Source organism: Albimonas marina, assembly GCF_029223255.1.
Classification (GTDB): domain Bacteria; phylum Pseudomonadota; class Alphaproteobacteria; order Rhodobacterales; family Rhodobacteraceae; genus Albimonas.
On sequence record NZ_JARHUC010000012.1, the window covers coordinates 1 to 20,298 of the forward strand.

The 20,298-nt window shown below is 70.6% G+C and carries 19 protein-coding genes and 3 pseudogenes; 3 read left to right on the plus strand and 19 right to left on the minus strand.

Annotation, left to right across the window (positions count from 1 at the left end):
* Positions 1-118 precede the first annotated feature (118 nt).
* Entirely contained in the window at positions 119-397 is a 279-nt protein-coding gene (locus tag P2H44_RS24160; RefSeq protein ID WP_275767883.1) for a helix-turn-helix domain-containing protein, read from the minus strand.
* A gap of 367 nt (positions 398-764) precedes the next feature.
* Between P2H44_RS24160 and P2H44_RS24165 the strand changes: the two genes are divergently transcribed.
* Positions 765-1,891, plus strand: a protein-coding gene (locus P2H44_RS24165) for an IS3 family transposase (RefSeq protein WP_275767885.1) whose coding sequence is annotated in 2 segments (ribosomal slippage) — positions 765-1,038 and positions 1,038-1,891 — 1,128 coding nt in all. Because the reading frame shifts where the segments join, the coding sequence is not laid out codon by codon here.
* Positions 1,892-1,910: 19 nt separating this feature from the next.
* Here the strand turns inward: P2H44_RS24165 and P2H44_RS24170 are convergent.
* Positions 1,911-2,072, minus strand: a pseudogene (locus tag P2H44_RS24170) (IS481 family transposase); the annotation flags it as partial.
* Between the two features lie 133 nt (positions 2,073-2,205).
* Positions 2,206-2,376, minus strand: a complete 171-nt coding sequence (locus tag P2H44_RS24175) for a hypothetical protein (protein WP_275767887.1) — start codon at positions 2,374-2,376, stop codon at positions 2,206-2,208.
* Positions 2,377-2,488: 112 nt separating this feature from the next.
* Between P2H44_RS24175 and P2H44_RS24180 the strand changes: the two are divergent.
* Positions 2,489-3,246 (plus strand): annotated as a pseudogene (locus P2H44_RS24180) (IS5 family transposase).
* Positions 3,247-3,255: 9 nt separating this feature from the next.
* Here P2H44_RS24180 and P2H44_RS24185 read toward each other — a convergent pair.
* From P2H44_RS24185 to P2H44_RS24210, 6 genes are all read right to left on the minus strand, one after another.
* The gene (locus tag P2H44_RS24185; protein WP_275767889.1) at positions 3,256-4,302 is read right to left on the minus strand and encodes an alcohol dehydrogenase; all 1,047 of its coding nucleotides are present in this window, start codon (positions 4,300-4,302) and stop codon (positions 3,256-3,258) included.
* A 35-nt stretch (positions 4,303-4,337) separates the two neighbouring features.
* Positions 4,338-5,645, minus strand: coding sequence for a TRAP transporter large permease (locus tag P2H44_RS24190; RefSeq protein WP_275767891.1), 1,308 nt, complete (start codon positions 5,643-5,645; stop codon positions 4,338-4,340).
* Positions 5,638-6,198, minus strand: a complete 561-nt coding sequence (locus P2H44_RS24195; RefSeq protein WP_275767893.1) for a TRAP transporter small permease — start codon at positions 6,196-6,198, stop codon at positions 5,638-5,640. The genes P2H44_RS24190 and P2H44_RS24195 overlap by 8 nt, the downstream gene beginning before the upstream one ends.
* A 72-nt stretch (positions 6,199-6,270) precedes the next feature.
* A complete protein-coding gene (locus P2H44_RS24200; RefSeq protein ID WP_275767895.1) occupies positions 6,271-7,437 on the minus strand; it encodes a C4-dicarboxylate TRAP transporter substrate-binding protein in 1,167 nt (388 codons plus the stop codon).
* Positions 7,438-7,597: 160 nt separating this feature from the next.
* On the minus strand, positions 7,598-8,611 hold the full coding sequence (locus P2H44_RS24205; RefSeq protein ID WP_275767897.1) for an NADPH:quinone oxidoreductase family protein: 1,014 nt from the start codon (positions 8,609-8,611) through the stop codon (positions 7,598-7,600).
* Positions 8,608-9,801: a CaiB/BaiF CoA transferase family protein gene (locus P2H44_RS24210; RefSeq protein ID WP_275767899.1), complete on the minus strand. Its 1,194-nt coding sequence runs from the start codon at positions 9,799-9,801 to the stop codon at positions 8,608-8,610. The genes P2H44_RS24205 and P2H44_RS24210 overlap by 4 nt, the downstream gene beginning before the upstream one ends.
* Before the next feature lie 247 nt (positions 9,802-10,048).
* On the opposite strand from P2H44_RS24210, the gene P2H44_RS24215 reads away from it, so the two are divergent.
* On the plus strand, positions 10,049-10,750 hold the full coding sequence (locus P2H44_RS24215; protein ID WP_275767901.1) for a FadR/GntR family transcriptional regulator: 702 nt from the start codon (positions 10,049-10,051) through the stop codon (positions 10,748-10,750).
* Between the two features lie 5 nt (positions 10,751-10,755).
* On the opposite strand, the gene P2H44_RS24220 is transcribed toward P2H44_RS24215, so the two are convergent.
* From P2H44_RS24220 to P2H44_RS24265, 10 genes and pseudogenes are all read right to left on the minus strand, one after another.
* On the minus strand, positions 10,756-12,009 hold the full coding sequence (locus tag P2H44_RS24220) for a CaiB/BaiF CoA transferase family protein (RefSeq protein WP_275767903.1): 1,254 nt from the start codon (positions 12,007-12,009) through the stop codon (positions 10,756-10,758).
* The gene (locus P2H44_RS24225) at positions 12,006-12,380 is read right to left on the minus strand and encodes a cupin domain-containing protein (RefSeq protein WP_275767905.1); all 375 of its coding nucleotides are present in this window, start codon (positions 12,378-12,380) and stop codon (positions 12,006-12,008) included. Before P2H44_RS24225 ends, P2H44_RS24220 begins: the two co-directional genes overlap by 4 nt.
* A gap of 4 nt (positions 12,381-12,384) precedes the next feature.
* A complete protein-coding gene (locus P2H44_RS24230; protein ID WP_275767907.1) occupies positions 12,385-13,674 on the minus strand; it encodes a TRAP transporter large permease in 1,290 nt (429 codons plus the stop codon).
* Entirely contained in the window at positions 13,671-14,189 is a 519-nt protein-coding gene (locus P2H44_RS24235) for a TRAP transporter small permease (protein ID WP_275767909.1), read from the minus strand. Before P2H44_RS24235 ends, P2H44_RS24230 begins: the two co-directional genes overlap by 4 nt.
* On the minus strand, positions 14,189-15,244 hold the full coding sequence (locus P2H44_RS24240) for a TRAP transporter substrate-binding protein (protein ID WP_275767911.1): 1,056 nt from the start codon (positions 15,242-15,244) through the stop codon (positions 14,189-14,191). Before P2H44_RS24240 ends, P2H44_RS24235 begins: the two co-directional genes overlap by 1 nt.
* A gap of 40 nt (positions 15,245-15,284) precedes the next feature.
* Positions 15,285-16,061, minus strand: a complete 777-nt coding sequence (locus P2H44_RS24245) for a GntR family transcriptional regulator (RefSeq protein WP_275767913.1) — start codon at positions 16,059-16,061, stop codon at positions 15,285-15,287.
* A 101-nt stretch (positions 16,062-16,162) separates the two neighbouring features.
* The gene (kce, locus tag P2H44_RS24250) at positions 16,163-17,095 is read right to left on the minus strand and encodes a 3,5-dioxohexanoate:acetyl-CoA acetone transferase (protein ID WP_275767915.1); all 933 of its coding nucleotides are present in this window, start codon (positions 17,093-17,095) and stop codon (positions 16,163-16,165) included.
* A gap of 3 nt (positions 17,096-17,098) precedes the next feature.
* A complete protein-coding gene (locus tag P2H44_RS24255; RefSeq protein ID WP_275767917.1) occupies positions 17,099-18,028 on the minus strand; it encodes an HpcH/HpaI aldolase/citrate lyase family protein in 930 nt (309 codons plus the stop codon).
* Positions 18,025-18,495: pseudogene (locus tag P2H44_RS24260) on the minus strand (MaoC family dehydratase); the annotation flags it as partial. The gene P2H44_RS24255 and the pseudogene P2H44_RS24260, both read right to left, overlap by 4 nt.
* A 79-nt stretch (positions 18,496-18,574) precedes the next feature.
* On the minus strand, positions 18,575-20,254 hold the full coding sequence (locus P2H44_RS24265) for a flavin-containing monooxygenase (RefSeq protein ID WP_275767921.1): 1,680 nt from the start codon (positions 20,252-20,254) through the stop codon (positions 18,575-18,577).
* Between the last annotated feature and the right edge of the window lie 44 nt (positions 20,255-20,298).

Here is a 20,298-nt window from a genome sequence, read left to right on the forward strand (position 1 = left end):
CGAGCCCATAGGCAATGTGCCGCCCGCAGAAGCCGAAGCCGCATTCCACGCTGCGCTGGAAACGCGCGATGTGGCCGCGTAGCTAACGAACATCGGCCTCCGGCAGACCCGGAGCGGTTCAGTCCACGATGCGGCGACCCGAGTTGGTCGGAACCAGGACCACTTCATCGGGCGACTTCTGCTCGCGCTCGAAGAGTTCCATCTGACTGCCCCGCAGCGACGCCGCAGGAACGCCAATCGCTTCCGCGATGAAAGCCGCGGTTTCAACGGCGACGGACTCGCCGCGCTCCGCCCGCTGAATGGTGCGCTTGTTTACGCTTGCCATCAGAGCGAGCTTTTCCTGCGAAATACCTTTTGACTGCCGAATACGGCGGAGTTTCTCACCATCAAGTGCCATCGTAGGCCTCCGTGTTGCTGGTGATCTACTCATCGCATTCGTTCCGAAGTGCGCCGACGAATTGGAGGCGGCTTGGACTGGACAGTATGGCGACAGGAGCCCGCCATGAGGCGACAGTCAAGCGACGGCCCGGCGACAGAAGGTGGACAGCGGGTGCAGGCGCGACGCGACGGGCTAGCCGCCGAGCGCCGCGCGCCCCTCCTTCACCAGCGCCTCGATGTGATCGGCCACCTTCTGCGCGTCCCCGCGAACCGCCTCGGCCCTGACGCTCAGGTAGCGGTCGGTCGCGTTCGATGACCTGGAGTGCCCCCCGCGAAGTGGTCCACCTGCCGGGATAGGATGATCCCGATTTGAGGAGGACCCGAGGATGGCTGGGAAGCGAGACAAGCCTGAAGAGATCGTATCGAAGCTGCGCCAGGTGGAGGTGCTGCAGGGCCAGGGAATGTCGGTCGCGGAAGCGGTGCGCCAGATCGGCGTGACGCAGCAGACCGACTACCGCTGGCGGCGTCTCTACGGCGGCATGGGGCGTGAACAGCTCAAGCGGCTCCAGGAGCTGGAGAAAGAGAACCAGCGGCTTCGACGCGCGGTGTCGGACCTGACGCTGGACAAGCTGATCCTGACCGAGGCGACGCGGGGAAACGACTGAGCCCTTCGCGCCGCCGTCGATGCATCGACCACGTGCGGCAGGCCACCGGCGTTTCGGAACGCCGCGCCTGCCGCACGCTGGGGCAGCATCGCTCCACCCAGCGCCGGGTTCCGCGCAGCCGGCCGGACGAGGATCTCCTCACCGAGGACATCATCGCGCTGGCGAAGGAGCACGGCCGCTACGGATATCGCATGATCACCGGCCTGCTGAACAACGCCGGCTGGCATGTGAACCCCAAGCGGGTGGAGCGCATCTGGCGGCGCGAAGGGCTCAAGGTTCCCGCCAAGCAACCGAAGAAGGGCCGCCTCCGGCTCAACGACGGCTCCTGCGTCCGGCTGCGCCCGGAGCGGCCCAATCATGTGTGGTCCTACGACTTCGTCCAGGACCGCACCCATGACGGGCGCGTCTTCCGGACGCTCAACATCATCGACGAGTTCACCAAGGAGGCGCTGATGATCCGCGTCGACCGCAAGCTCAAATCCGTCGACGTGGTCGACGCCCTCACGGATCTCTTCATCCTCAGAGGTCCCCCGGCCTACGTCCGCTCCGACAACGGCCCCGAATTCATCGCCCAGAAGGTCAGGAGCTGGATCTCAGCCGTCGGCGCGAAGACGGCCTTCATCGAGCCAGGCTCGCCCTGGGAGAACGGCTACGTCGAGAGCTTCAACGCCCGCTTCCGCGACGAGCTGCTCGATCGCGAGATCTTCTTCTCGCTCCGCGAGGCGCAGATCCTCATCGAGCGATGGCGCGTCCACTACAACACCGTCCGGCCGCACAGCGCCCTTGGCTACCGGCCGCCCGCCCCGGAGGTCATCGTTCCCGTCGACCAAAGACCCGTCATGCACTAACAATTCGTTCGGACCACTCGGTGGGGGCAGTCCAGACCGTCGCTCGCTTCCGCCACTTCGACACCGTCTTGGGGTTGATGCCGTAGGTGCGGCTCAGCTCCGCGGCCGAAGCCTGCGATCGCTGTATCGCAGCTCGGATGGCGTGCGTGGTCGTGGCGCTTCCGTGGCGAACCTGGCCCATAGTGCCTCCTTCCATTCGCTGGACAGGATCACACCATCAAAACCCGGGACCAAACACGACATAGGACCCGTCCTTAGGCGGCGACGATCTCGCGCCAGGTCGCGAAGGCGTCTGCCCGGACGCTGTTCATGGTTCAGCGGGAGAGGAAGTGACGCTGGATGTTGAAATGGTTGTAGGCGGCGGCGTGGGGCGAGAGGAAACGCTGGGCCGAGCCGGGAGAGCGATGAAGAAGCTCCGAGCAGATGCCTTCGCAGCCCGGCGCGAGGTCGCCGCAGCTTGAGCCGCCGCGGCGTAGCCGTATCAATTCGTCGCTCGACAAGGTGAGAGCGCCCTCGAGGCGCCCTAGGGCCCGGCCCCATAAACGGGATCCCCATGTTGGCGCGGATTTGCTTCAACCTCCGGACGGAGGAGGTTTGATGCGCCGTCACGAACTGAGCGACCGGGAGTGGTCGATTATCCAGCCGCTGCTGCCGCAGAAGTCGCGGGGCGTGCCGCGGGTCGACGATCGTCGGGTGATCAACGGCATCCTGTGGCGCTTCCGCGCCGGAACGCCGTGGCGGGACGTGCCCGAGCGCTATGGCCCGCGGACCACGCTCTACAATCGTTTCACGCGGTGGCGGGCGGCCGGGGTCTGGGATCGCATTCTGGCAGCGATCTCAGCGGCCTATGACGGGGACATCGTGATGATCGACAGCTCCTGCGTCCGCGTCCACCAGCACGGGGCCGCGGGAAAAAGGGGGCTGAGGACCATGGCTGCATGGGACATTCCCGCGGCGGCCTGACCACGAAGATCCATGCGCTGGTCGACGCTGCAGGCCGTCCCATCCGCCTGAAGCTGACGCCCGGCCAGGCGGGCGATGCGCCGGTGGGGACCGAGTTCGTCGCCGATCTGGATCCCGGCGCGACCCTGATCGCGGACCGCGCCTACGACACCAACTCGATCCGCGAGGGCGCGGCGCCCCGCCGCGTCTGGGCCAACATCCCGCCCCGTGTGATCCGCAAGCACGCTTTCAGCTTCAGCCCGTGGGTCTATCGCCAGCGCAATCTCGTCGAGCGCTTCTTCAACCGCATCAAGCAGTTCCGCGGCCTCGCCACGCGCTATGACCGCAGGCCCGACAACTACCTGGCCGCCTTCAAGCTCGCAGCCATCCGCTTCTGGATCGCGAGCTTATGAGTCCGCTCTCTAGGTCAACACGATGCGGCCGGTGACCTGGCCACCCTCGAGCCTCCGCATCGCCTCGTTGGCCTCGTCCTTGGCCATCCGCTCGACCGGCACCGGGGCCAGCTTTCCCTCGTTGGCGAGCTTGATCACAGCTTCGAGGTCCTTCATGCCGCCCGTCATCGAGCCGACGATGGTCCGCGCGCGGAAGATCATCATCGCGGTCGAGAGCATGAAGTCCCCCCCGCCGACGCCCACCAGGATCAGTTTTCCGCCGCGGCCCAGCATCTCGAGCCCGGCCTCGGCCGTCCTGCCGGTGTTCACGAAGTCGATCACCACGCGGGGCGCGCCGCCGGCGGCCTCGTGCACCTCGGCGAGCTGGTCGGGGCCCGCGGCGATGAAGGCCGTCGCGCCGGCGTCGAGCGCAGCCTGGCGCTTGGACTCGTTCACGTCGGTCATCAGCACGTTGGTCCAGCCCAGCGCGTGCAGCATCGACAGCGCTGCGAAGCCCAAGCCGCCTGCGCCGATCAGCAGGATCGGCGCATCCTTCTCGACCTCCGCCATCTTCGAGATCGCGCTGTAGACCGTGATCGCCGAGCAGGGGAAGGTCGCGGCCACCGCCGGGTCGACGTTCCCGTAGTCGAAGAGATAGCGCGGATGCGGCAGCAGCACGTGGCTGCCGAAGCCGCCGTGGTGGATCACGCCCACCGCGTGGGGCTTGTCGCAGACGTTCTCGTCGCCGGCGAGGCAGGTCGGGCACTCGCCGCAGCCCATCCAGGGATAGATCACCCGGCTGTCGCCGACCTCGACCCCCTGCGCGTCGGGCCCGACGGCGACGACCTCGCCCAGCACCTCGTGGCCCGGCGCGCGCGGCAGGGTCACGCCGCGGTCCAGGATGTTCAGCCGCCGGCCCCCGCCCAGGTCGTAGCCGCCGTGCCAGAGATGCAGGTCCGAATGGCACACGCCCGCATGGGTGACCTTGACCAAAACCTCGCTCCCCCTCGGCGCGGGGTCGGGCTCCTCGATCTTCTGCAAGGGCTTGCCGGGTTCTACGATGGCCCACAGTTGCATGACTTTCCTCCGGTTTCTTTCGGCCCGCGCCGCGGTCACTTCGACAGCGAGGGCAGGAACAAGACGATGGCCGGGAAGACCATCAGCAGGATCACCACCGCGAAATCGGCGATCAGGAACCGCGAGACGCCCTGGAAGATGCGCCCCAGCCCGATGCGGTCGCCCACCACGTTCTTGATGACGAAGACGTTCAGCCCGATGGGCGGCGTGATCATCCCGATCTCGAGCAGCTTGGCGAGGATCACCCCGAACCACAGCAGGTCGATCCCGGTCGCCCGCGCCACCGGCAGCAGGATCGGCAGGGTCAGCAGCATCGCCCCCAGCGGGTCGAGGAACATGCCCAGCACCAGGTACAGAAGCACGATCCCGGTCAGCAGCAGCGCCCGGTCGGCGGCCAGCCGCTGGATGCCGTCCGCGATGTAGTCGTCCGCCCCGCTCAGCGTCACGAAGCGTCCCAGCAGGTTGGCGCCGATGGCGATGACGAAGATCGCGGCCGAGGTCGTGAAGCTCTCGACCAGCGAGCGTCGGAACCGCCGCCAGGTCAGCTGCCGCGAGCCCGCCGCGATCAGCGTGCACAGCACCGCGCCGACCGCCCCGGCCTCGGTCGGGGTGAAGATGCCGGCGAAGAGCCCGCCGAAGACCAGGATCGCCAGCAGCAGCGTGGGCGCGACCTGCGCGAGGACGCGCAGCCGCTCGCCCAGCGAGTGGCGCTCGGCGACGGCCGGGGCGACCTCCGGGCGCAGGCTAGCCCAGACCACCACGACCGCGCAGTAGCCGACCGCGGTCAGCACCCCGGCCCCGACGCCGCCCAGGAACAGCTGGCTGATCGGCACCTGGGCGATGATCCCGTAGAGGATCAGCAGGATCGAGGGCGGGATCAGCGCGCCGATGGTGCCGGCCGCGGCCACCGCGCCCGTCGCGAGCCGGTCGTCGTAGCCCGCCCGCATCATCTCGGGCACCGCGATCCGCCCCATCGCCGCGGCGCAGGCGACCGACGAGCCGGTGACCGAGGCGAAGCCCGCCGCGCCGAAGATGCTCGCCACCGCCAGACCTCCGGGCAGGCGCGCGAGCCAGACCCGCGCCGCCTGGAAGAGGCCGCGGGTGATGCCGGTGTGATAGGCGAGGAAGCCCATCATCAGGAACATCGGCACCGAGCTGAGCTGCCAGTTGGCCGCGAAGCTGAAGGGGATGGCCTTCAGCGCGCCCACGGCGGGCCGCCAGCCGAACAGCCACCAGATGCCGATGAAGGGCACGGCGACCAGCGCCGCCCCGATCGGCAGGCGCAGCGCGATCAGGACCAGCAGGACGCCGATCAGCAGGACGCCGACCTGGGGATCAGTCATGGATCGCCCCCCCCGTCGTCCCGTCGGGCCAGTCGTCCTCGGCGTCGACGGCGAGCGGAGGCAGCGGCTCGCCCGCCACATAGGCCGCGAACTTCAGCAGCAGCATCGCCGACAGCAGCCCGTAGCCGATCGGCAGGGCGAAATAGCCGAACCAGATGGGGATGGTCAGCCCGTCCTCGATGATGAAGGTGCCGAGCCGCCACTTCGAGACGGCCTCCAGCCAGGTCGCGTAGGCGGTCACCGCGAAGATCACGGCCGTCGCCGGGTAGGTGCAGCCGTAGAGATGCCGGCGCAGGCCCGGGGGGAAGGTCTCGGTCAGGACCTCGACCGCGATGTGCCCGTCCAGCCGCTCGACGAAGGCCAGCGGCAGGCAGACCAGGAACACCATGTACCAGTTGGCCACGAAGATGATCGTGCCGCTGAGCGGCATGTCGAGGAAGGCGCGGCACACGACTTCGAGCGCCACGTGGATCATCATCGCCACGATGCAGAGCGAGGCGACGACGGCGGTCAGCCTTGCGGCGCCGTCGAGGAGCATGCGGAGAAGGGTCATGTCGGTGCTGCGAAGCGGGGCCGGCCGGCGCCCGCCGTCCCTGGCGGAACGGACGGGCGCCGGCCGCGCGCCTCAGTCCATCGCGTAGGTCTTGGGATCGACCTTGGAGAGGACCTCGGTCCAGTAGAGGTCGGCGAGCGCGTCGGCGTCGCCCTCCCCGAGCCCCGCGGTCAGGCCCTTCCACTTCTCCATCAGGCCGGTGAAGGTCTCGATCTTGGCGTCCACGTCCGCGACCTTGAACTTGTCGCGGAACTGCTCGGCGATGGTGGCGAGGTCGCCGCTGACGAAGGCGGCGGTGGCCTCCTTCAGGCTGTCGTCGCCGTCGATGATCTCGACCCCCTTCTCCTTCGCCGCCGCCAGCCCTTCGGCGTCGTCCGCGACATAGGCGTAGACCGCCGAGGCCGCGAGACGGGCGCCGGCCTTGAGCACCGCGGCGCGCTGCTCTTCGTTCAGGTCCATCCAGACGTCGCGGTTGAAGTTCGCCGCCCCCAGGCCCGGGAAGGTGCCGCCCGGCGCGTTCAGCGTGACATGGGTGGTGACGTCGACGAAGCGGCCGCCGATCAGGTCGCCGAGCGGGGTCATGGTGCAGTCCACGACGCCCTGGCTCAGCGCGTCGTAGATCTCGTTGCCCGGCACCGAGACCGACGAGCCGCCCAGCGCCTCGGCCCAGCGCGCGAAGTTGGCGGCGCCGGCGCGGAACTTGCCGCCCTTCACGTCCTCGGCCGAGGTGATCGGCTTGGTGCACAGCAGCCGGTAGGGCGGGGTCGAGGCGCCGGCGATGTAGACTTGGTTGTTGGCCTTCATCTGCTCCAGGCAGTCCGGGCAGTTCAGCAGCGTGTATTCCATCGAGGCGCCGGCCGCGGCCGCGCCGGGCATCGGAACCTGCGTGCCGGTGGTGGCGAGCATCGAGAGGTTCGCCGCGAGGTTCACCTCCGAGAACTCGACCGGGTGGTAGGGGAAGACCACGAAGCCCACGTCCGCCAGCCCGTCGCGCACGCCGCCCGCCGTCTCGGCCAGCGTCAGCAGCGACATGGGGTAGACCTTGCTCTCGAGGCCCGCGGTCGTTTCGAGCGCCTCGGCGAATTCGACCAGCGGCTCGTAGGCGGCGTAGATATCCGGCAGGCCCAGCGCGATGCGCAGGTCCGACGCCTGGGCCGGGCCGCCGCCCAGCGCGGCGACGGCGAGGGCCGCGCCGGCGGCCGAGGTCCGGGCGACGCGCCCGATGAACGTGTGGGTCATCTCATCCTCCCTGTCTGCGACGGGTCCCCGGACATGTCCTCGTCCGGTTCGACCCGAGTCGCTGCGCCGGACCTGCGAAGGCGGTCCAGCGCGGAGCCATACTGCCGTCTTTTTAATTGTCAGTCCATTGGATATTTGCATCGGCCGGGCCAGAGGCCCGTCACGCGCCCTCGGCCCCGCACAGCGTGGGGTCGACGACCAGCACGCTCTTGCCGATGTGGCGGCGGGCGAGGATGTCGGCGTAGCCCTGCAGGGCCGCCTCGAACGGGTAGACGCGCCCGACATGGGGCCTCAGGCGCCCCTCGGCGAAGGCGTCCAGCATCCGCTGGAAGGAGGCGAGGCCCTGGCCCCCGGTGGTCTCGATCGCCAGCCGCGCCTCGACCCCGATGACCGAGATCATCTTGACCAGCAGCACGTTGGTCCGCGCCACGGCCCATTCGCCCGAGGTGAAGCCGACCGTCAGGACCCGGCCCCCCGGAGCGATGCAGCGCAGCGACTGCTCGAAGACCGCGCCGCCCACCGGGTCGACGAAGACGTCGGCGCCGCGCCCGTCGGTCAGCGCCTTGACCGCCTCGCGCAGGTCTTGGTCGCGCAGGTTGATCGCGTGGTCGGCGCCCAGCGCCTGCACCTGCGCCAGGCGCGCGTCGTCGCTTCCCGTGGCGATCACCCGCGCGCCCAGCGCCTTGCCGACCGAAACGGCGGCGACGCCGACCCCGCCGGTGGCGCCATGCACCACGAGCGTCTCGTCCCGGCGCAGCGCGCCGCGGTCGACCAGCGCGTTCCACGCCGTCCAGAAGTTCATCGGATAGGCGGCGGCCTCGACCAGGCCCATGCCGGCGGGGACGGGGAAGACATAGGTCTCGGGCAGCGTCGCCACCTCGCCCAGCCCCCCGCCGGCGAGCTCGAAGGAGAAGGCCGAGACCCGGTCGCCGACGCGGACGCGGCTCACGCCCTCGCCGACGGCCGCCACCAGGCCCGACATCTCGCTGACCGGGATGTAGGGCAGCGGCGGGGTCTTCTGGTAGGCGCCCTTCAGCACCAGCGTCTCGCCGAAGGCGAGGCCGGCGGCGGCGACCCGGAGCTGGACCTCGCCCGGCCCCGGCGAGGGCTCGGGCATCTCCTCGATCGCCATGTCGTAGGGATCGCGGTATTCCCGGCAGACCCAGGCCTTCATGCGCCCGCTCCCGTTCCGGACGCGCCGGCGCCCTGGTCGATCTCCGAGAGCACCTCGTCGGTATGCTCGCCCAGCGCCGGCGCATGACGCCGATGGCCTGCAGGGCTGGCCGAGAAGACGACGGGGTGGCGCGGCGCCCGGTAGGCGCCGCACAGCGGGTGATCGTGATCGACCAGCGCGCCGGTCGCGCGGATCACGGGATCCTCCGCGATGGTTTCGGCGGTGTTGATCGGGGCGAAGACGGCGTCCTCCGCCTCCAGCCGGGCGAGCCATTCGGCGGTCGGGCGGGCGGCCAGCGCCTCGGCGAAGATGGCGTTCAGCTCGGCCGCGTTGCGGAACCGTCCGCCGATCTGGGCGAAGCGCGGATCCTCGAGGCACCACTCGATCTCGAGCGCCCGGCAGCAGCCGGCGAATTCCTCGTTCGAGACGTGGCCCACCAGGATGTGCCCGTCGAGCGTGGCGTAGACGTACTGCACCCCCGCCAGCGTACCGCCCGCGGTCACGCCCGGGCCGCGCAGGGTGGCGGCGGGCATCGACTCCGGCCACAGGAACGACAGGGCCGAGGACAGCATGTCCACCTTCAGGTGCTGCCCCTCGCCCCCGCGGCGCAGCCGGTGCAGAAGCGCCGCCGTCACCCCCTGCCAGACGACCATCGAGGCGATCTTGTCGGTGACGGCGTTCTGCACCGTGCGCGGCTCTCCGCTCACCCGGTCGGCCTGGATCGCGCAGAACCCGGCGAGCCCCTGGCTGACGATGTCGTAGACCCGCCGGCCGCGGACCGACGGATCCTCGCCCAGGCCGCTGATCGAGACGTAGACCAGCCCCGGGTTGGCCTCGCGCAGCGCCTCGTAGCCCAGGCCCAGCCGGTCCATCACCCCGGGGCGGTAGTTCTGCACCACCACGTCCGCGCGTTCCGCCAGCGCCCGGGCGCGGGCCTGCCCCTCGGAGCTGCGCAGGTCCAGCACGACCGAGCGCTTGTTGCGGTTGATGTTGAGGAACATCGTCGCCATGCCGGCGACCCCGTCGCGGTTGGCGCCGATCTGGCGCGACTGGTCGCCGCCCGGCGCCTCGATCTTCACCACGTCCGCGCCCTGGTCGGCAAGCAGCATGGTCGCGAAGGGACCCGAGAGGGTCGAGCAGAATTCCAGCACCCGAAAGCCCGTCAGCGGACCGTCCTGCGCAGAGTCCATGGTTTCCTCCCCTCGAAAGGACGCGCCGCGGGTCTTTTCGCGCCCGCGATGCGCGTCGGGCCTGGATTGCGGCCTCAGGCTAAGCGAGTCGCGAACGTCGGGTCAATTAAAAGGTCAAACCATAACGTCTTTTAATGCCGCCCTGCCCCGGCCTCGGCATTGGCATGGACGCGCGGCCGGAGTATCGACGGGGCCGCCGGATCCGCGGCCCCGGCGCGACGCCGGCCGCCTGTCCAAGGAGGGCGACTTGGTCAAACTGAACCCGATCGCCCTGTCCCGACCGGCGGAGCAGCTGGCGAACGCGCTCAAGGAGCGGATCGTCGGGGGGGCGATTCCGCAGGGCCACAGCTTCACGGAACAGGAGCTGGTGGACCTGTCGGGCCTCAGCCGCAGCTCGGTGCGCGAGGCGATGCGGCTGCTGGAGAGCTGGGGGCTGGTGGAGAGCCGGCGGGGCCGCAACGGCGGCTACGTCGCCACCCGCGGCGGGATCGAACCGCTGGCCGCCTCGCTCGACATCTACATGCGCAGCGGCGAGGCGGAGGTCGCCGAGCTGATGGAGATCCTGGAGATCATCGAGCCGGGCCTCGCGGCGCTGGCCGCGCGGCGGCGCACGGAAGCGGATCTCGCGGCGATGCGCGAGGCGCTGGCGGAGCTGGCGACGGAGACCGACTCCGAGCGGTTCGTGCGCAAGAACCACGCCTGGCACATGGCCCTGGCGCGCGCCAGCCGCAACGCCGTGCTGGGCGCGGTCCACGAGGCGCTCGGCCCCGCCCTGATCGACCCCCGGCTGGAGGGCTTTGCGGACGCCGGCATCCGCAGCCAGGTGCTGCACATCGCCCGACGGATCATCGAGGCGATCGAGGCCGGAGACGAGGAGGCGGCCCGCCGCCGCATGGCCCGCCACGTGACCGCCTATCGCGAGACGGTCGAGGCGCGGCTGCTCAGCTGAGCGACTCAGGCCTCGCCCGCGACCACGCCGTCGCGGATGAACGCCGCGCGCTCGGCCGCGTCGAAGCCCAGCGCCTCGAGGACCTCGGCCCCATCGCGGCCGAGCGCAGGCGCGCTCTGCGCGGGCGCGGCTCCGGCCGGCAGGCGAAGCAGCGGGCCGGGGACCCGGACGCGGCCCAGGTCGGGCGTCTCGACCTCCCGCAGCCAGCCGCCCCGCGCCAGGTCGGGATCGGCGGCGACCTCGTCCAGCGGGCGGATCGCGGCGGCGGGGATGCCGGTCTCGCGGCCGATGCGGATCCAGGTCTCGGTGTCCCGGGTCAGGAGGATCCCGGCCAGCGCGGCGTAGAGCTCGGCGACCTCGGCGTTGCGGCGAACGGGGTCGACGACCCGGGGATGCTCGGCCAGCTCCGGCGCCCCCGCCGCGCGCAGGAAGGCCTGCCAGTCGCGTTTCGTGTAGGGGGTCAGCGCGACGTATCCGTCCCGGGTGCGGAACGGCCGGCGGTGCGGAGTCAGCAGGCGGCCGTAGCCGGCGGGTCCGTCCGGGGCGCGGTCGGGGAAGGCGGCGGCGCCCATGTGCTCGAGCAGGACGAAGGCCGACATCGTCTCGGCCATCGGGATCTCGACGGCCATGCCCTGCCCGGTCGTCTCGCGCTGGAACAGGCCGGCGAGGATCGCCTGGCCCATCAGCAGCCCGCAGACCTTGTCGGCGATCACGCTGGGCACGTAGCGGGGCGCGTCTCCCGCCCGTCCGAACAGGTCGGCGAGGCCCGAGGCGGCCTGGATCACGTCGTCCACCGCCGGGTCGTCCGCCCGCGGCCCGTCCTGGGCGAAACCGGAGGCGGAGCAGTGGATCAGCCGCGGGTTCGCGGTCGTCATCGTCGCCGCGTCCAGCCCCAGCGCCCGCGCCGAGGCGGGGCGCATGTTGTGCACGGCGACGTCCGCCCACGCCGTCAGGCGACGCAGGATCTCTTGCGCGCCGGGGGCCTTCAGGTCGAGCGCGATCGACTTCTTGCCGCTGTTCAGCGCCATGTAGATCGAGCCCATGCCCGGCGCGGGCACGGCGGCGGAATGGCGGATGCCGTCGCCGGCCGGCCCCTCGACCTTCACCACCTCGGCCCCGAGGTCGGCCAGGCATCGGGTGGCGAGGGGACCGAGGACGATGGCGGTGAAATCCAGCACCCGCACCCCGGCCAGCGGACGCGCCGGCGAGGGGCGGGGCCGCGCCTCCGCGCCACCGGCGCCCGCGGCCGCCCCGCTCATGCCGGCACGAAGCCGTCGGGGCCGAGCGGGGGCGAGTAGATCACCAGCACCTTCGCCGGCACGTCGCCGGTGACGTCGAACAGGTGCGGGGTGCCCGGGGGGATGCGCACCATGTCGCCGGCCGCGAGCGGACGGCGCGGCTCGCCCCCGATCTCCAGCTCGGCGGTTCCCTCGAGCATGTAGATCACCTGCCACTCGCTCCGGTGCAGGTGGCGCGAGGCCGATCCGCCCGGCGCCAGCGTGCCGTGCGCCATCTCGAAGCCCGCGCCGAGGTCGGCGGGCAGCAGGCGTCGGTTCACCGTCCCCTCGTGCAGAGGCGGGGAGTAGGGCTCGAGCTCGTCGAGGGAGACGACGTACGGCATGTCGGTCATCGGGTCAGTTTCCAGCTTGCGACAGGCTCGGCAGCCAGGTCGCGATCGCGGGGAAGGCGACGAGCAGGCCCAGCAGGACCAGCTCCGCCGCGACGAAGGGGACCACGCCGCGCGCCACGGTGGCGACCGGCACGCGCGAGGAGCCGCTGACGATGAACAGGTTAAGCCCGACCGGCGGGGTCAGGAGCCCGATCTCGGCGGTCTTGACCACCAGCACGCCCAGCCAGATCTCGTCGTAGCCGAGCCCCGTCAGCAGCGGATGCACCAGCGGCAGGGTGATGATCAGGATCGCGATCTGGTCGAGGAAGATCCCCAGCACCAGCAGCAGCGCGATCACCAGCAGCAGCACCGGCAGCGGGCCGAGGCCCGACTCCTGCACCGCCTGCAGCAGCGCCTGCGGCGTGCCCGACAGCGACAGGAACACCGCGAAGACCGAGCTGAAGGCGATGATCGCGAGGATCATGGCCGAGCTGCGCGTCGCCCGCCCCAGCGCGCCCGCGATCGCCGCGCGGTCCATGCGCATCATCGCGAAGCCGATGGCGAAGGCGAAGAGCGCGCCCAGCGCCCCGACCTCGGTCGGGGTGGCGATGCCCGAGTAGATCATCACCAGCATCGCCGCGAGCAGCACGATCATCGGCAGCGCCGGCAGGCTGGCGCGCACCCGCCGGCCCATCGGCTGGCGCGGCTGCACGCCCACGTCCGAGCGGCGCAGCACCCGCCAGATCACCAGCCCGTAGGTCAGCGCCGTCATCAGCCCCGGCACGACGCCCGCGATCAGCAGCTTGCCGACCGAGACCTCGGTCAGGATGCCGTAGAAGATCAGCGCGATGGAGGGCGGGATCATGATCGAGAGCGTGCCCACCGCCGCCAGCGCCCCGGTCGAGAACGCCTCGCCGTAGCCGTACTTGCGCAGCTCGGGATAGATCGCCGAGCTGAGCGTCGCCGCCGCCGCCGAGGACGATCCGCAGGCCGCCGCCAGCAGGGTGCCGCCGAAGACCGCCGCGTAGGCGAGCCCGCCGCGCAGGTGGCCCACCCAGCCGTTCGCGGCGCGGAACAGGTCGCCGGTGATGCGGGTCGCCCCCATCACCTCGGCCATCAGCACGAACATCGGGAAGGTGGTCAGGGTGTAGCTGGCCGCCGCCTGGTAGGGCGCGGTCTTCAGCACCCCCAGCGCGACATGCCAGCCGCCTTCCCACCACAGCCCCACGATGCCCGCCACGAACATCGCGAAGCTGACCGGCATGGCCAGGAAGATCAGCCCGAACAGCAGGGCGATGACGAGGGCGGCGGTCATATCGCCTCCGTCCCCTGCGCATCCGCGCCCGGCGGCGTCTCGGCCGGCGACGGGCGGACCACCTCGTAGGCGAGCCGCACGCAGAGCAGCGCGACGCCGACCGGCGCCCAGACGTAGCTGAGGTAGAGCGGCCACTGCACCAGCCCGAAGCTGGTCTCGCGGTCCGCGAACTTCTGCGCCGCCTCGGGCACGCAGACCCACAGCAGCATCCCGAAGGCCCCCAGCGCCAGCGCCATGGTCAGGCGATGCACCGCCCGGCCCGGGATCCGTTCCAGCACCGGGGCGAACAGCTCCATGCGCACCTGCCCGCCGGTGGCGAGACTGCGCGCCAGCGGCAGGAAGGCGATCAGCACCATCAGGTAGAGCTCGGAGAACTCATAGGCGCCCTGCAGCGGGGCGCCCAGGAAGCGGCCGATCGCGTCGACCGAGATCGTGAACATCATCACGATCAGGCACAGGGCCGCCACGCCGTCGCCGGCGCGCTCGACCCTGGCCAGGATGCGGCCGAAGCTCATCAGGCGCCGCACTCTTTCGCGGCGGCCTCGATGGAGCCGTCCGCACGCATCTTCTCCTGCGTGGCCTTGAACACGTCGAGCATCTGCGAACCGGCGATGCCGCGCTCGTCCATGGTCTTGCGCCAGTCGGCCGACACGCTCTCGAGCGCCGAGACGAACTGAGCCTGGGTGGCCTCGTCCAGCTCGTAGACGGTCTTGCCCATGCCCTCGAGCTCGTCGATCGTGGCCTGCTCGTTCCTGGCCAGCGCGCAGGCGGTGGCGAAGCCTGCGGCGTCCCCGGCGTCCTCGAGCAGGGCCTGCTGCTCGGGCGTCAGGCTCTGCCAGACGTCCTCGTTGATGAAGCCCATGAAGGCGACGCCGCCCAGCGCGGCGTTGGAGGTGTAGGAGTTCGTCACCTCCTCCAGCTTGTAGGACTTGAGCACCGACAGCGAGTAGATCGCCGCGTCCAGCGTCCCGCGCTCGAGCGCCACGTAGAGGTCGGGGGCGGGCATGCGCACCGGCGTCATGCCCAGCGCCGAGGCGACCAGCTCGGCCGTCGCGCCGGCGACGCGGGCCTTGACGCCAGAGAGATCCTCGATCCCCGAGATCGGCTCGTCGCGGGTCAGCAGCAGCTGATACTGCGGGGTGACGATGACCCACAGCGGCCGGATGCCGGCCTTCTTGAACTCCGCCTCGTTCAGCTCGTTCTTCATCAGGTGCTGGATCGGCACGTAGCCGTCGAAGCTGTCGCCGTAGAGCTGCGGCAGCTCCATCATCGTGGACAGTGGCAGACGTTCGGGCACGTAGGAGATGCCCACCACCGCGATCTCGGCGATCCGGTCCTTCACCACGTCGAGCTGGGCTGTCGGCTTGCCGAGCTGGCCGGCGGGAAAGTGCTTGATGGTCAGATCCGCGTCCGGGTTCGCGGCGATCGTGTCGAAGAAGGCCTTGGTGCCCTGCGTCGTGATCGTGTGCTGCACCGGGAACTGGTCCGAGAGCTTCAGCTCGGTGGCCTGCGCGGCGCCGGCCCCGGCGATCAGGACCGCGGCGGCCGCGATGGTCTTGGTGGTGGTCATGGTGTCTCCTCCCTTTCTCGCCCGCCTTGCGCGGGCCGCTTCAGCCGTTCTCCGACGGCAGCCACATTCCCAGTCCGTCCAGGATCTCGTCGATCGGCTGGTCGATGACCTGCCGGAACACCCCGCCCGGGTAACGATGGCGCCCGCCCCCCAGGACCCGCCCTTCGGCGTCGGTGAACAGCCGCGCCACCGACACGATCGGCGAGGCCGGCGGGGTTTCGAGCAGGGCCGCGTCCTCGTGCGAGGCGGCGCCCACGGTGACGATCTGGCGGCCGCGCGCGCAGCGCGGCTCGGCCTTGGTCATCAGCAGCAGGCCGACCTTGAACTGCCCGTCGATCCCCGGGGGCAGCGACCGGTAGGCCTCGGTCGCGATGTAGAAGTCGACCAGGCAGACCGGCTTGCCGCCGCTCAGGTGCAGGCGGCGCAGGAACACGTAGTCCGGCAGGCAGGGCCGCCCCTCGGCGATGTCGGGGGGGAAGGCCGCGCCCTCGGTCTTCTCCAGGACCTGGACCTCCTGCGAGGGGCCCACGATCCAGGCGTCGAAATAACCCTGGTCGAGCGTGCGCGAGGCGTCCTGCGCCGCGGCGTCGCCCGCCTCGGCCGCGACGAAGGTGCCCCGGCCCTGGCGCGCGTGGATCAGCCCCTGCTTCGAGAGCACCCCCAGCGCCGAGCGCACGGTGGCGGGCGAGACGTCGAAGCTCTCGGCCATCTGCACGACGGTCGGCAGCCGCTGGCCCGGCCGCCACTCGCCGCTGGCGATCCGCCGCCAGAGCTCGTTCGCAAGCCGCCCGTAGGCCGTCAGCCCGTCCTGCCCCACGCCGTCGCTCCATCGACTCGATTGATACGTAAAACTGTATCATTAGCTCAATCGGGTCAAGCGGCGTTGCGTCAGCTCGACGAGCCCTGCGGCGCGCGACCTCAGAACCCGACGTGCTTCGGCCCCTTGGTCTGGAGCATCGCGCGCGCCTCGTCCGGCGTCGCGATCGGCAGGCTGAGCTCGTCGAGGATGCGGCGGATCTTGGCGACCTGCTGGGCGTTGCTCTCGGCCATCTTGCCCTTGCCGATGAACAGGCTGTCCTCGAGCCCCACCCGGCAGTTGCCGCCCAGGATCGCGCCCATCGTGACGAACGGCATCTGGTGGCGGCCGGCGGCGAGGATCGAGAGGTAGTAGTCCTCGCCAAACAGGCGGTCGGCGGTCGCCTTCATGTGCATCAGGTTCTCGGGCTCCGGACCGATGCCGCCCAGGATGCCGAAGATCGCCTGCACGAAGAACGGCGGCTCGACCAGGCCGCGGTCGGCGAAATGGGCGAGGTTGTAGAGGTGCCCGACATCGTAGCACTCGTATTCGAAGCGGGTCCCGAATTCGGTCAGCCGGCGCATCGCCGCCTCGATCTGGGCGAAGGTGTTCGAGAGGATGAAGTCCTTCGTCATCGCCAGGTATTCCGGCTCCCAGGCATGCTTGAACTCGGGCACCCGGCCGGCGGCGCCGGAGATGTTGAAGTTGAAGCTGCCCATGTTCATCGAGGCGATCTCGGGCTGCGCCCAGGTCGCGGCGGCCAGCCGCTGGTCCATGGTCATGCCCAGGCCGCCGCCGGTCGTGATGTTGATGATGGCGTCGGTGCGGTCGCGGATCTCGGGCAGGAAGGCCTTGAACAGCTCGGGGTCCTGGCTGGGGCGGCCGGTCTCGGGCTCACGGGCGTGAAGGTGCAGGATCGCGGCCCCGGCCTCGGCGGCGGCCACCGCCTGGTCGGCGATCTGGCGCGCGGTGACCGGCAGCGCCTCGGACATCGAGGGCGTGTGGATCGAGCCGGTTATGGCGCAGCTGACGATGACCTTTTCGGCGCGTCTCATGGGTCAGGCTCCTGAGGCGTGGGGGGACCTGGCCGCGGCGCGCGCGGCGAGGGCGTCGTGCAGGCCCAGCACGTGGCGGGCCTGGCGCAGGTGGGGGATGTCGATCATCTTGCCGTCGAGCCCCACCGTCCCGGCGCCGGGATTGGCCGCGAAGGCCTCCACAACCCGGCGGGCATGGGCGAGCGCGGCCTCCGACGGCGCGAAGGCGTCGTTGATGCCGGCGACCTGGGCGGGGTGGATGGCGATGCGCCCCTCGAACCCCTCGTCCGCCGCGGCGGAGGAGCTGGCGCGCAGGCCCGCGTCGTCGCGGAAGTCGACGTAGAGCGTGTCGATCGCCGCCACCCCCGCCGCCTTCGCCGCCAGCAGGCAGTTCGAGCGCGCGATGCGGTAGGTCAGCGCCCATCCGCCGTCGGGCCCGAGGTTGGTCGAGGCGCCGAGCGCGGCCGACAGGTCCTCCGCCCCCCAGGTCAGGCCGATCAGCCGCGGCAGCGGCGTGTCGGCGAAGGTCGCCAGCCGCAGCGCGCCCTTCGCGGTTTCGGTCGCCACCGGCAGGATCTTCGTGCGTCCGGCCTCGATCCCGTGGGCCGCCTCGAAGGCGTCGAGCCAGTTCGACAGCCTCGCCACGTCCTCGGCCCCGTCGGTCTTGGGGATCATGATCCCGTCCGGCGCGCCCGGCATCACCGCGGCGAGATCCTCGAGCGCCGAGACGTCGAGCGGGTTGACCCGCACGTAGAGCAGCGGATCGCGGGCGCCCGTCCTGGCGGCGAGATGCGCGCGCACCAGGCGCCGCGCCTCCGCCTTGCGCTCGGGCGCCACCGAATCCTCGAGGTCGAGGATCAGCGCGTCGGCGCCCGAGGCGTCGGCCTTGCCCAGCTTCTTCTCGCTGTCGCCGGGGATGAACAGCCAGCTTCGGGGCGTGAGCTTCGGGGTCATGCCGCCGCCCCCCGCGGGCGCTTCAGCTGCAGGCCGGAGCGCTTGCAGATCGCGACCAGCTCGCCCTTCTGGTTGAAGGCGCGGTGCTCGAAGGTGACGATGCCCTGGGTGGGGCGGGACTTGCTCTCGCGCAGCTCCAGCACCTCGGTCTCCACCCGGATCGTGTCGCCGTGGAACAGGGGCTTGGGAAAGCGGACCTCGTCCCAGCCGAGATTGGCGACCGCGGTGCCCAGCGTGGTGTCGTTGACCGAGATCCCCACCATCAGCGCCAGCGTGAAGCAGGAGTTCACCAGCCGCTGGCCGAACTCGGTCTGGGTCCGGCAGTATTCCTCGTCCAGGTGCAGCAGCGCCGGGTTGTGGGTCATGGTGGTGAACAGGACGTTGTCCGTCTCGGTCACCGTGCGCCGGATGGGGTGGTCGAAGACCTGGCCCACCGTCAGTTCGTCGAAGTAAACGCCGGGCATACGCCCTCCCTCGCGCGGATCGGCCGCTCGCCGCCGCGTCGTTCTGGCTTGCGGAAATCGGGGGCGCGGGGCCCCCGGGGGATCAGGCCTGCGCCGCCTCGGACGCCGGCGCCGAGGCCGGCGCGGGGGGCGCGAAGCGGAAGCCGCGCCAGCCGTCGGCGACGGCCGCCTCGCAGGCTTCGCGGTAGGTGGAGACGCCGAGATAGGGCATGAACACCCGCGGCTTGCCGGGGATGTTGGCGCCCATGTACCAGCTCGCGGCCCTGGGCAGCAGCGTGGCGGCGGCGACCTCGTTGACATGGGCGACCCAGGCGTCCTCGGCCGCGCGGTCCGCCTCGACCGTCGCCGCGCCGCGGGCGCGCGCCTCCTCGAGGATGCGCGAGATCAGGTCCACGTGCTGCTCGATCGAGACCACCATGTTCGACAGGACCGAGGGGCTGCCGGGCCCGGTGACGGCGAAGAGGTTCGGGAACCCCTCCAGCATCAGGCCCAGGTAGGCCCGCGGACCCTCCTTCCACTTCTCGGGGATGGTCCGGCCGTCCCTGCCGCGGATGTCGATGGCGGTGATCGCGCCGGTGATCGCGTCGAAGCCGGTGGCGTAGACGATCGCGTCGACCTCGTGCAGCCCGGCCGAGGTACGCACGCCGGTCGGCTCGATCCCCTCCAGCGGCGTTTCCCTGAGGTTGACCAGCGTGACGTTGGGGCGGTTGTAGGTGGCGAAGTAGTTGTCGTCGACGCAGATGCGCTTGGTGAAGATCGGGTAGGACGTCGGGCACAGCGCCTCGGCCGTCTGGGGATCCTTCACGATCTCCCGGATGCGGTCGCGCACGAAGTCGGCGGCGGTGGCGTTCGCCTCCTCGGAGATCACCAGGTCGTTGAAGGCGTGCATGAAGTTCGCGCCGCCCTTCTCCCAGCGCCAGCGATACTCGCGCTCGCGCTCCTCGGGGGTCGCCTCCAGCGCGCCGCGCTCGGGGAAGTCGTAGATCGTGCCCGAGCGGGTCTCCTCCCGCGCCCGGCGGCGCAGTTCGGGGTAGCGCGATTTCCAGCCGTGGACGTAGTTGTCGTCCAGCGGCTGGTTGCGCGCGGGCACCGAGAAGTTGGGCGTGCGCTGGAACACGGTCAGGTGGGCGGCCTGCTTGGCGATCTCGGGGATCGCCTGGATGCCGGAGGAGCCGGTGCCGATCACCGCGACCCGCTTGCCGGTGAAGTCCACGCCCTCATGCGGCCAGTCGCCGGTGTGGTAGGCCGCGCCCTCGAAGGAGTCGCGCCCGGGCAGGTCGGGCGCCCGCGCCGCCGACAGGCAGCCGGTGGCGAGCACCAGGTTGCGCGCCCCGACCCGCTCGCCGGTCGAGAGCGTCACGCGCCAGCGCGCCGCGTCCGCGTCCCACTCGGCCGCGTCGACGCGCGTCTCGAAGGTGATGTCGCGCTTGAGGTCGTGGCGCTCGGCGACGTGGCGGATGTAGCTCAGGATCTCGGGCTGGGTGGCGAACCGCTCGCTCCAGGTCCACTCCTGCTGCAGGTCCTCGTCCCAGGAATAGGAGTACTGCATGCTCTCGACGTCGCAGCGCGCGCCGGGGTAGCGGTTCCACCACCAGGTGCCGCCGACGTCCGAAGCGACCTCGATCACCCGCGCGCTCAGGCCCATGCCGCGGGCGCGGTGAAGCATGTAGAGGCCGGCGAACCCCGCCCCGACGATCAGCAGGTCAAGGTCGGACGCACCGGGCGCACGTCTTCCGTGCGCCGCCGAAGCGGTCGCTGTCATGGGTCTTTCCTCCTGTGGGCGCCGGCCTTGGCGCGCCATGCGCG

Coding starts and splice junctions, on each gene's coding strand:
- P2H44_RS24160 (WP_275767883.1), bottom strand. CDS start 397: ATGGCACTTGATGGTGAGAAACTCCGCCGTATTCGGCAGTCAAAAGGT.
- P2H44_RS24185 (WP_275767889.1), bottom strand. CDS start 4,302: ATGCAACTGTGGGCCATCGTAGAACCCGGCAAGCCCTTGCAGAAGATC.
- P2H44_RS24190 (WP_275767891.1), bottom strand. CDS start 5,645: ATGACTGATCCCCAGGTCGGCGTCCTGCTGATCGGCGTCCTGCTGGTC.
- P2H44_RS24195 (WP_275767893.1), bottom strand. CDS start 6,198: ATGACCCTTCTCCGCATGCTCCTCGACGGCGCCGCAAGGCTGACCGCC.
- P2H44_RS24200 (WP_275767895.1), bottom strand. CDS start 7,437: ATGACCCACACGTTCATCGGGCGCGTCGCCCGGACCTCGGCCGCCGGC.
- P2H44_RS24205 (WP_275767897.1), bottom strand. CDS start 8,611: ATGAAGGCCTGGGTCTGCCGGGAATACCGCGATCCCTACGACATGGCG.
- P2H44_RS24210 (WP_275767899.1), bottom strand. CDS start 9,801: ATGGACTCTGCGCAGGACGGTCCGCTGACGGGCTTTCGGGTGCTGGAA.
- P2H44_RS24220 (WP_275767903.1), bottom strand. CDS start 12,009: ATGAGCGGGGCGGCCGCGGGCGCCGGTGGCGCGGAGGCGCGGCCCCGC.
- P2H44_RS24225 (WP_275767905.1), bottom strand. CDS start 12,380: ATGACCGACATGCCGTACGTCGTCTCCCTCGACGAGCTCGAGCCCTAC.
- P2H44_RS24230 (WP_275767907.1), bottom strand. CDS start 13,674: ATGACCGCCGCCCTCGTCATCGCCCTGCTGTTCGGGCTGATCTTCCTG.
- P2H44_RS24235 (WP_275767909.1), bottom strand. CDS start 14,189: ATGAGCTTCGGCCGCATCCTGGCCAGGGTCGAGCGCGCCGGCGACGGC.
- P2H44_RS24240 (WP_275767911.1), bottom strand. CDS start 15,244: ATGACCACCACCAAGACCATCGCGGCCGCCGCGGTCCTGATCGCCGGG.
- kce (WP_275767915.1), bottom strand. CDS start 17,095: ATGAGACGCGCCGAAAAGGTCATCGTCAGCTGCGCCATAACCGGCTCG.
- P2H44_RS24255 (WP_275767917.1), bottom strand. CDS start 18,028: ATGACCCCGAAGCTCACGCCCCGAAGCTGGCTGTTCATCCCCGGCGAC.
- P2H44_RS24265 (WP_275767921.1), bottom strand. CDS start 20,254: ATGACAGCGACCGCTTCGGCGGCGCACGGAAGACGTGCGCCCGGTGCG.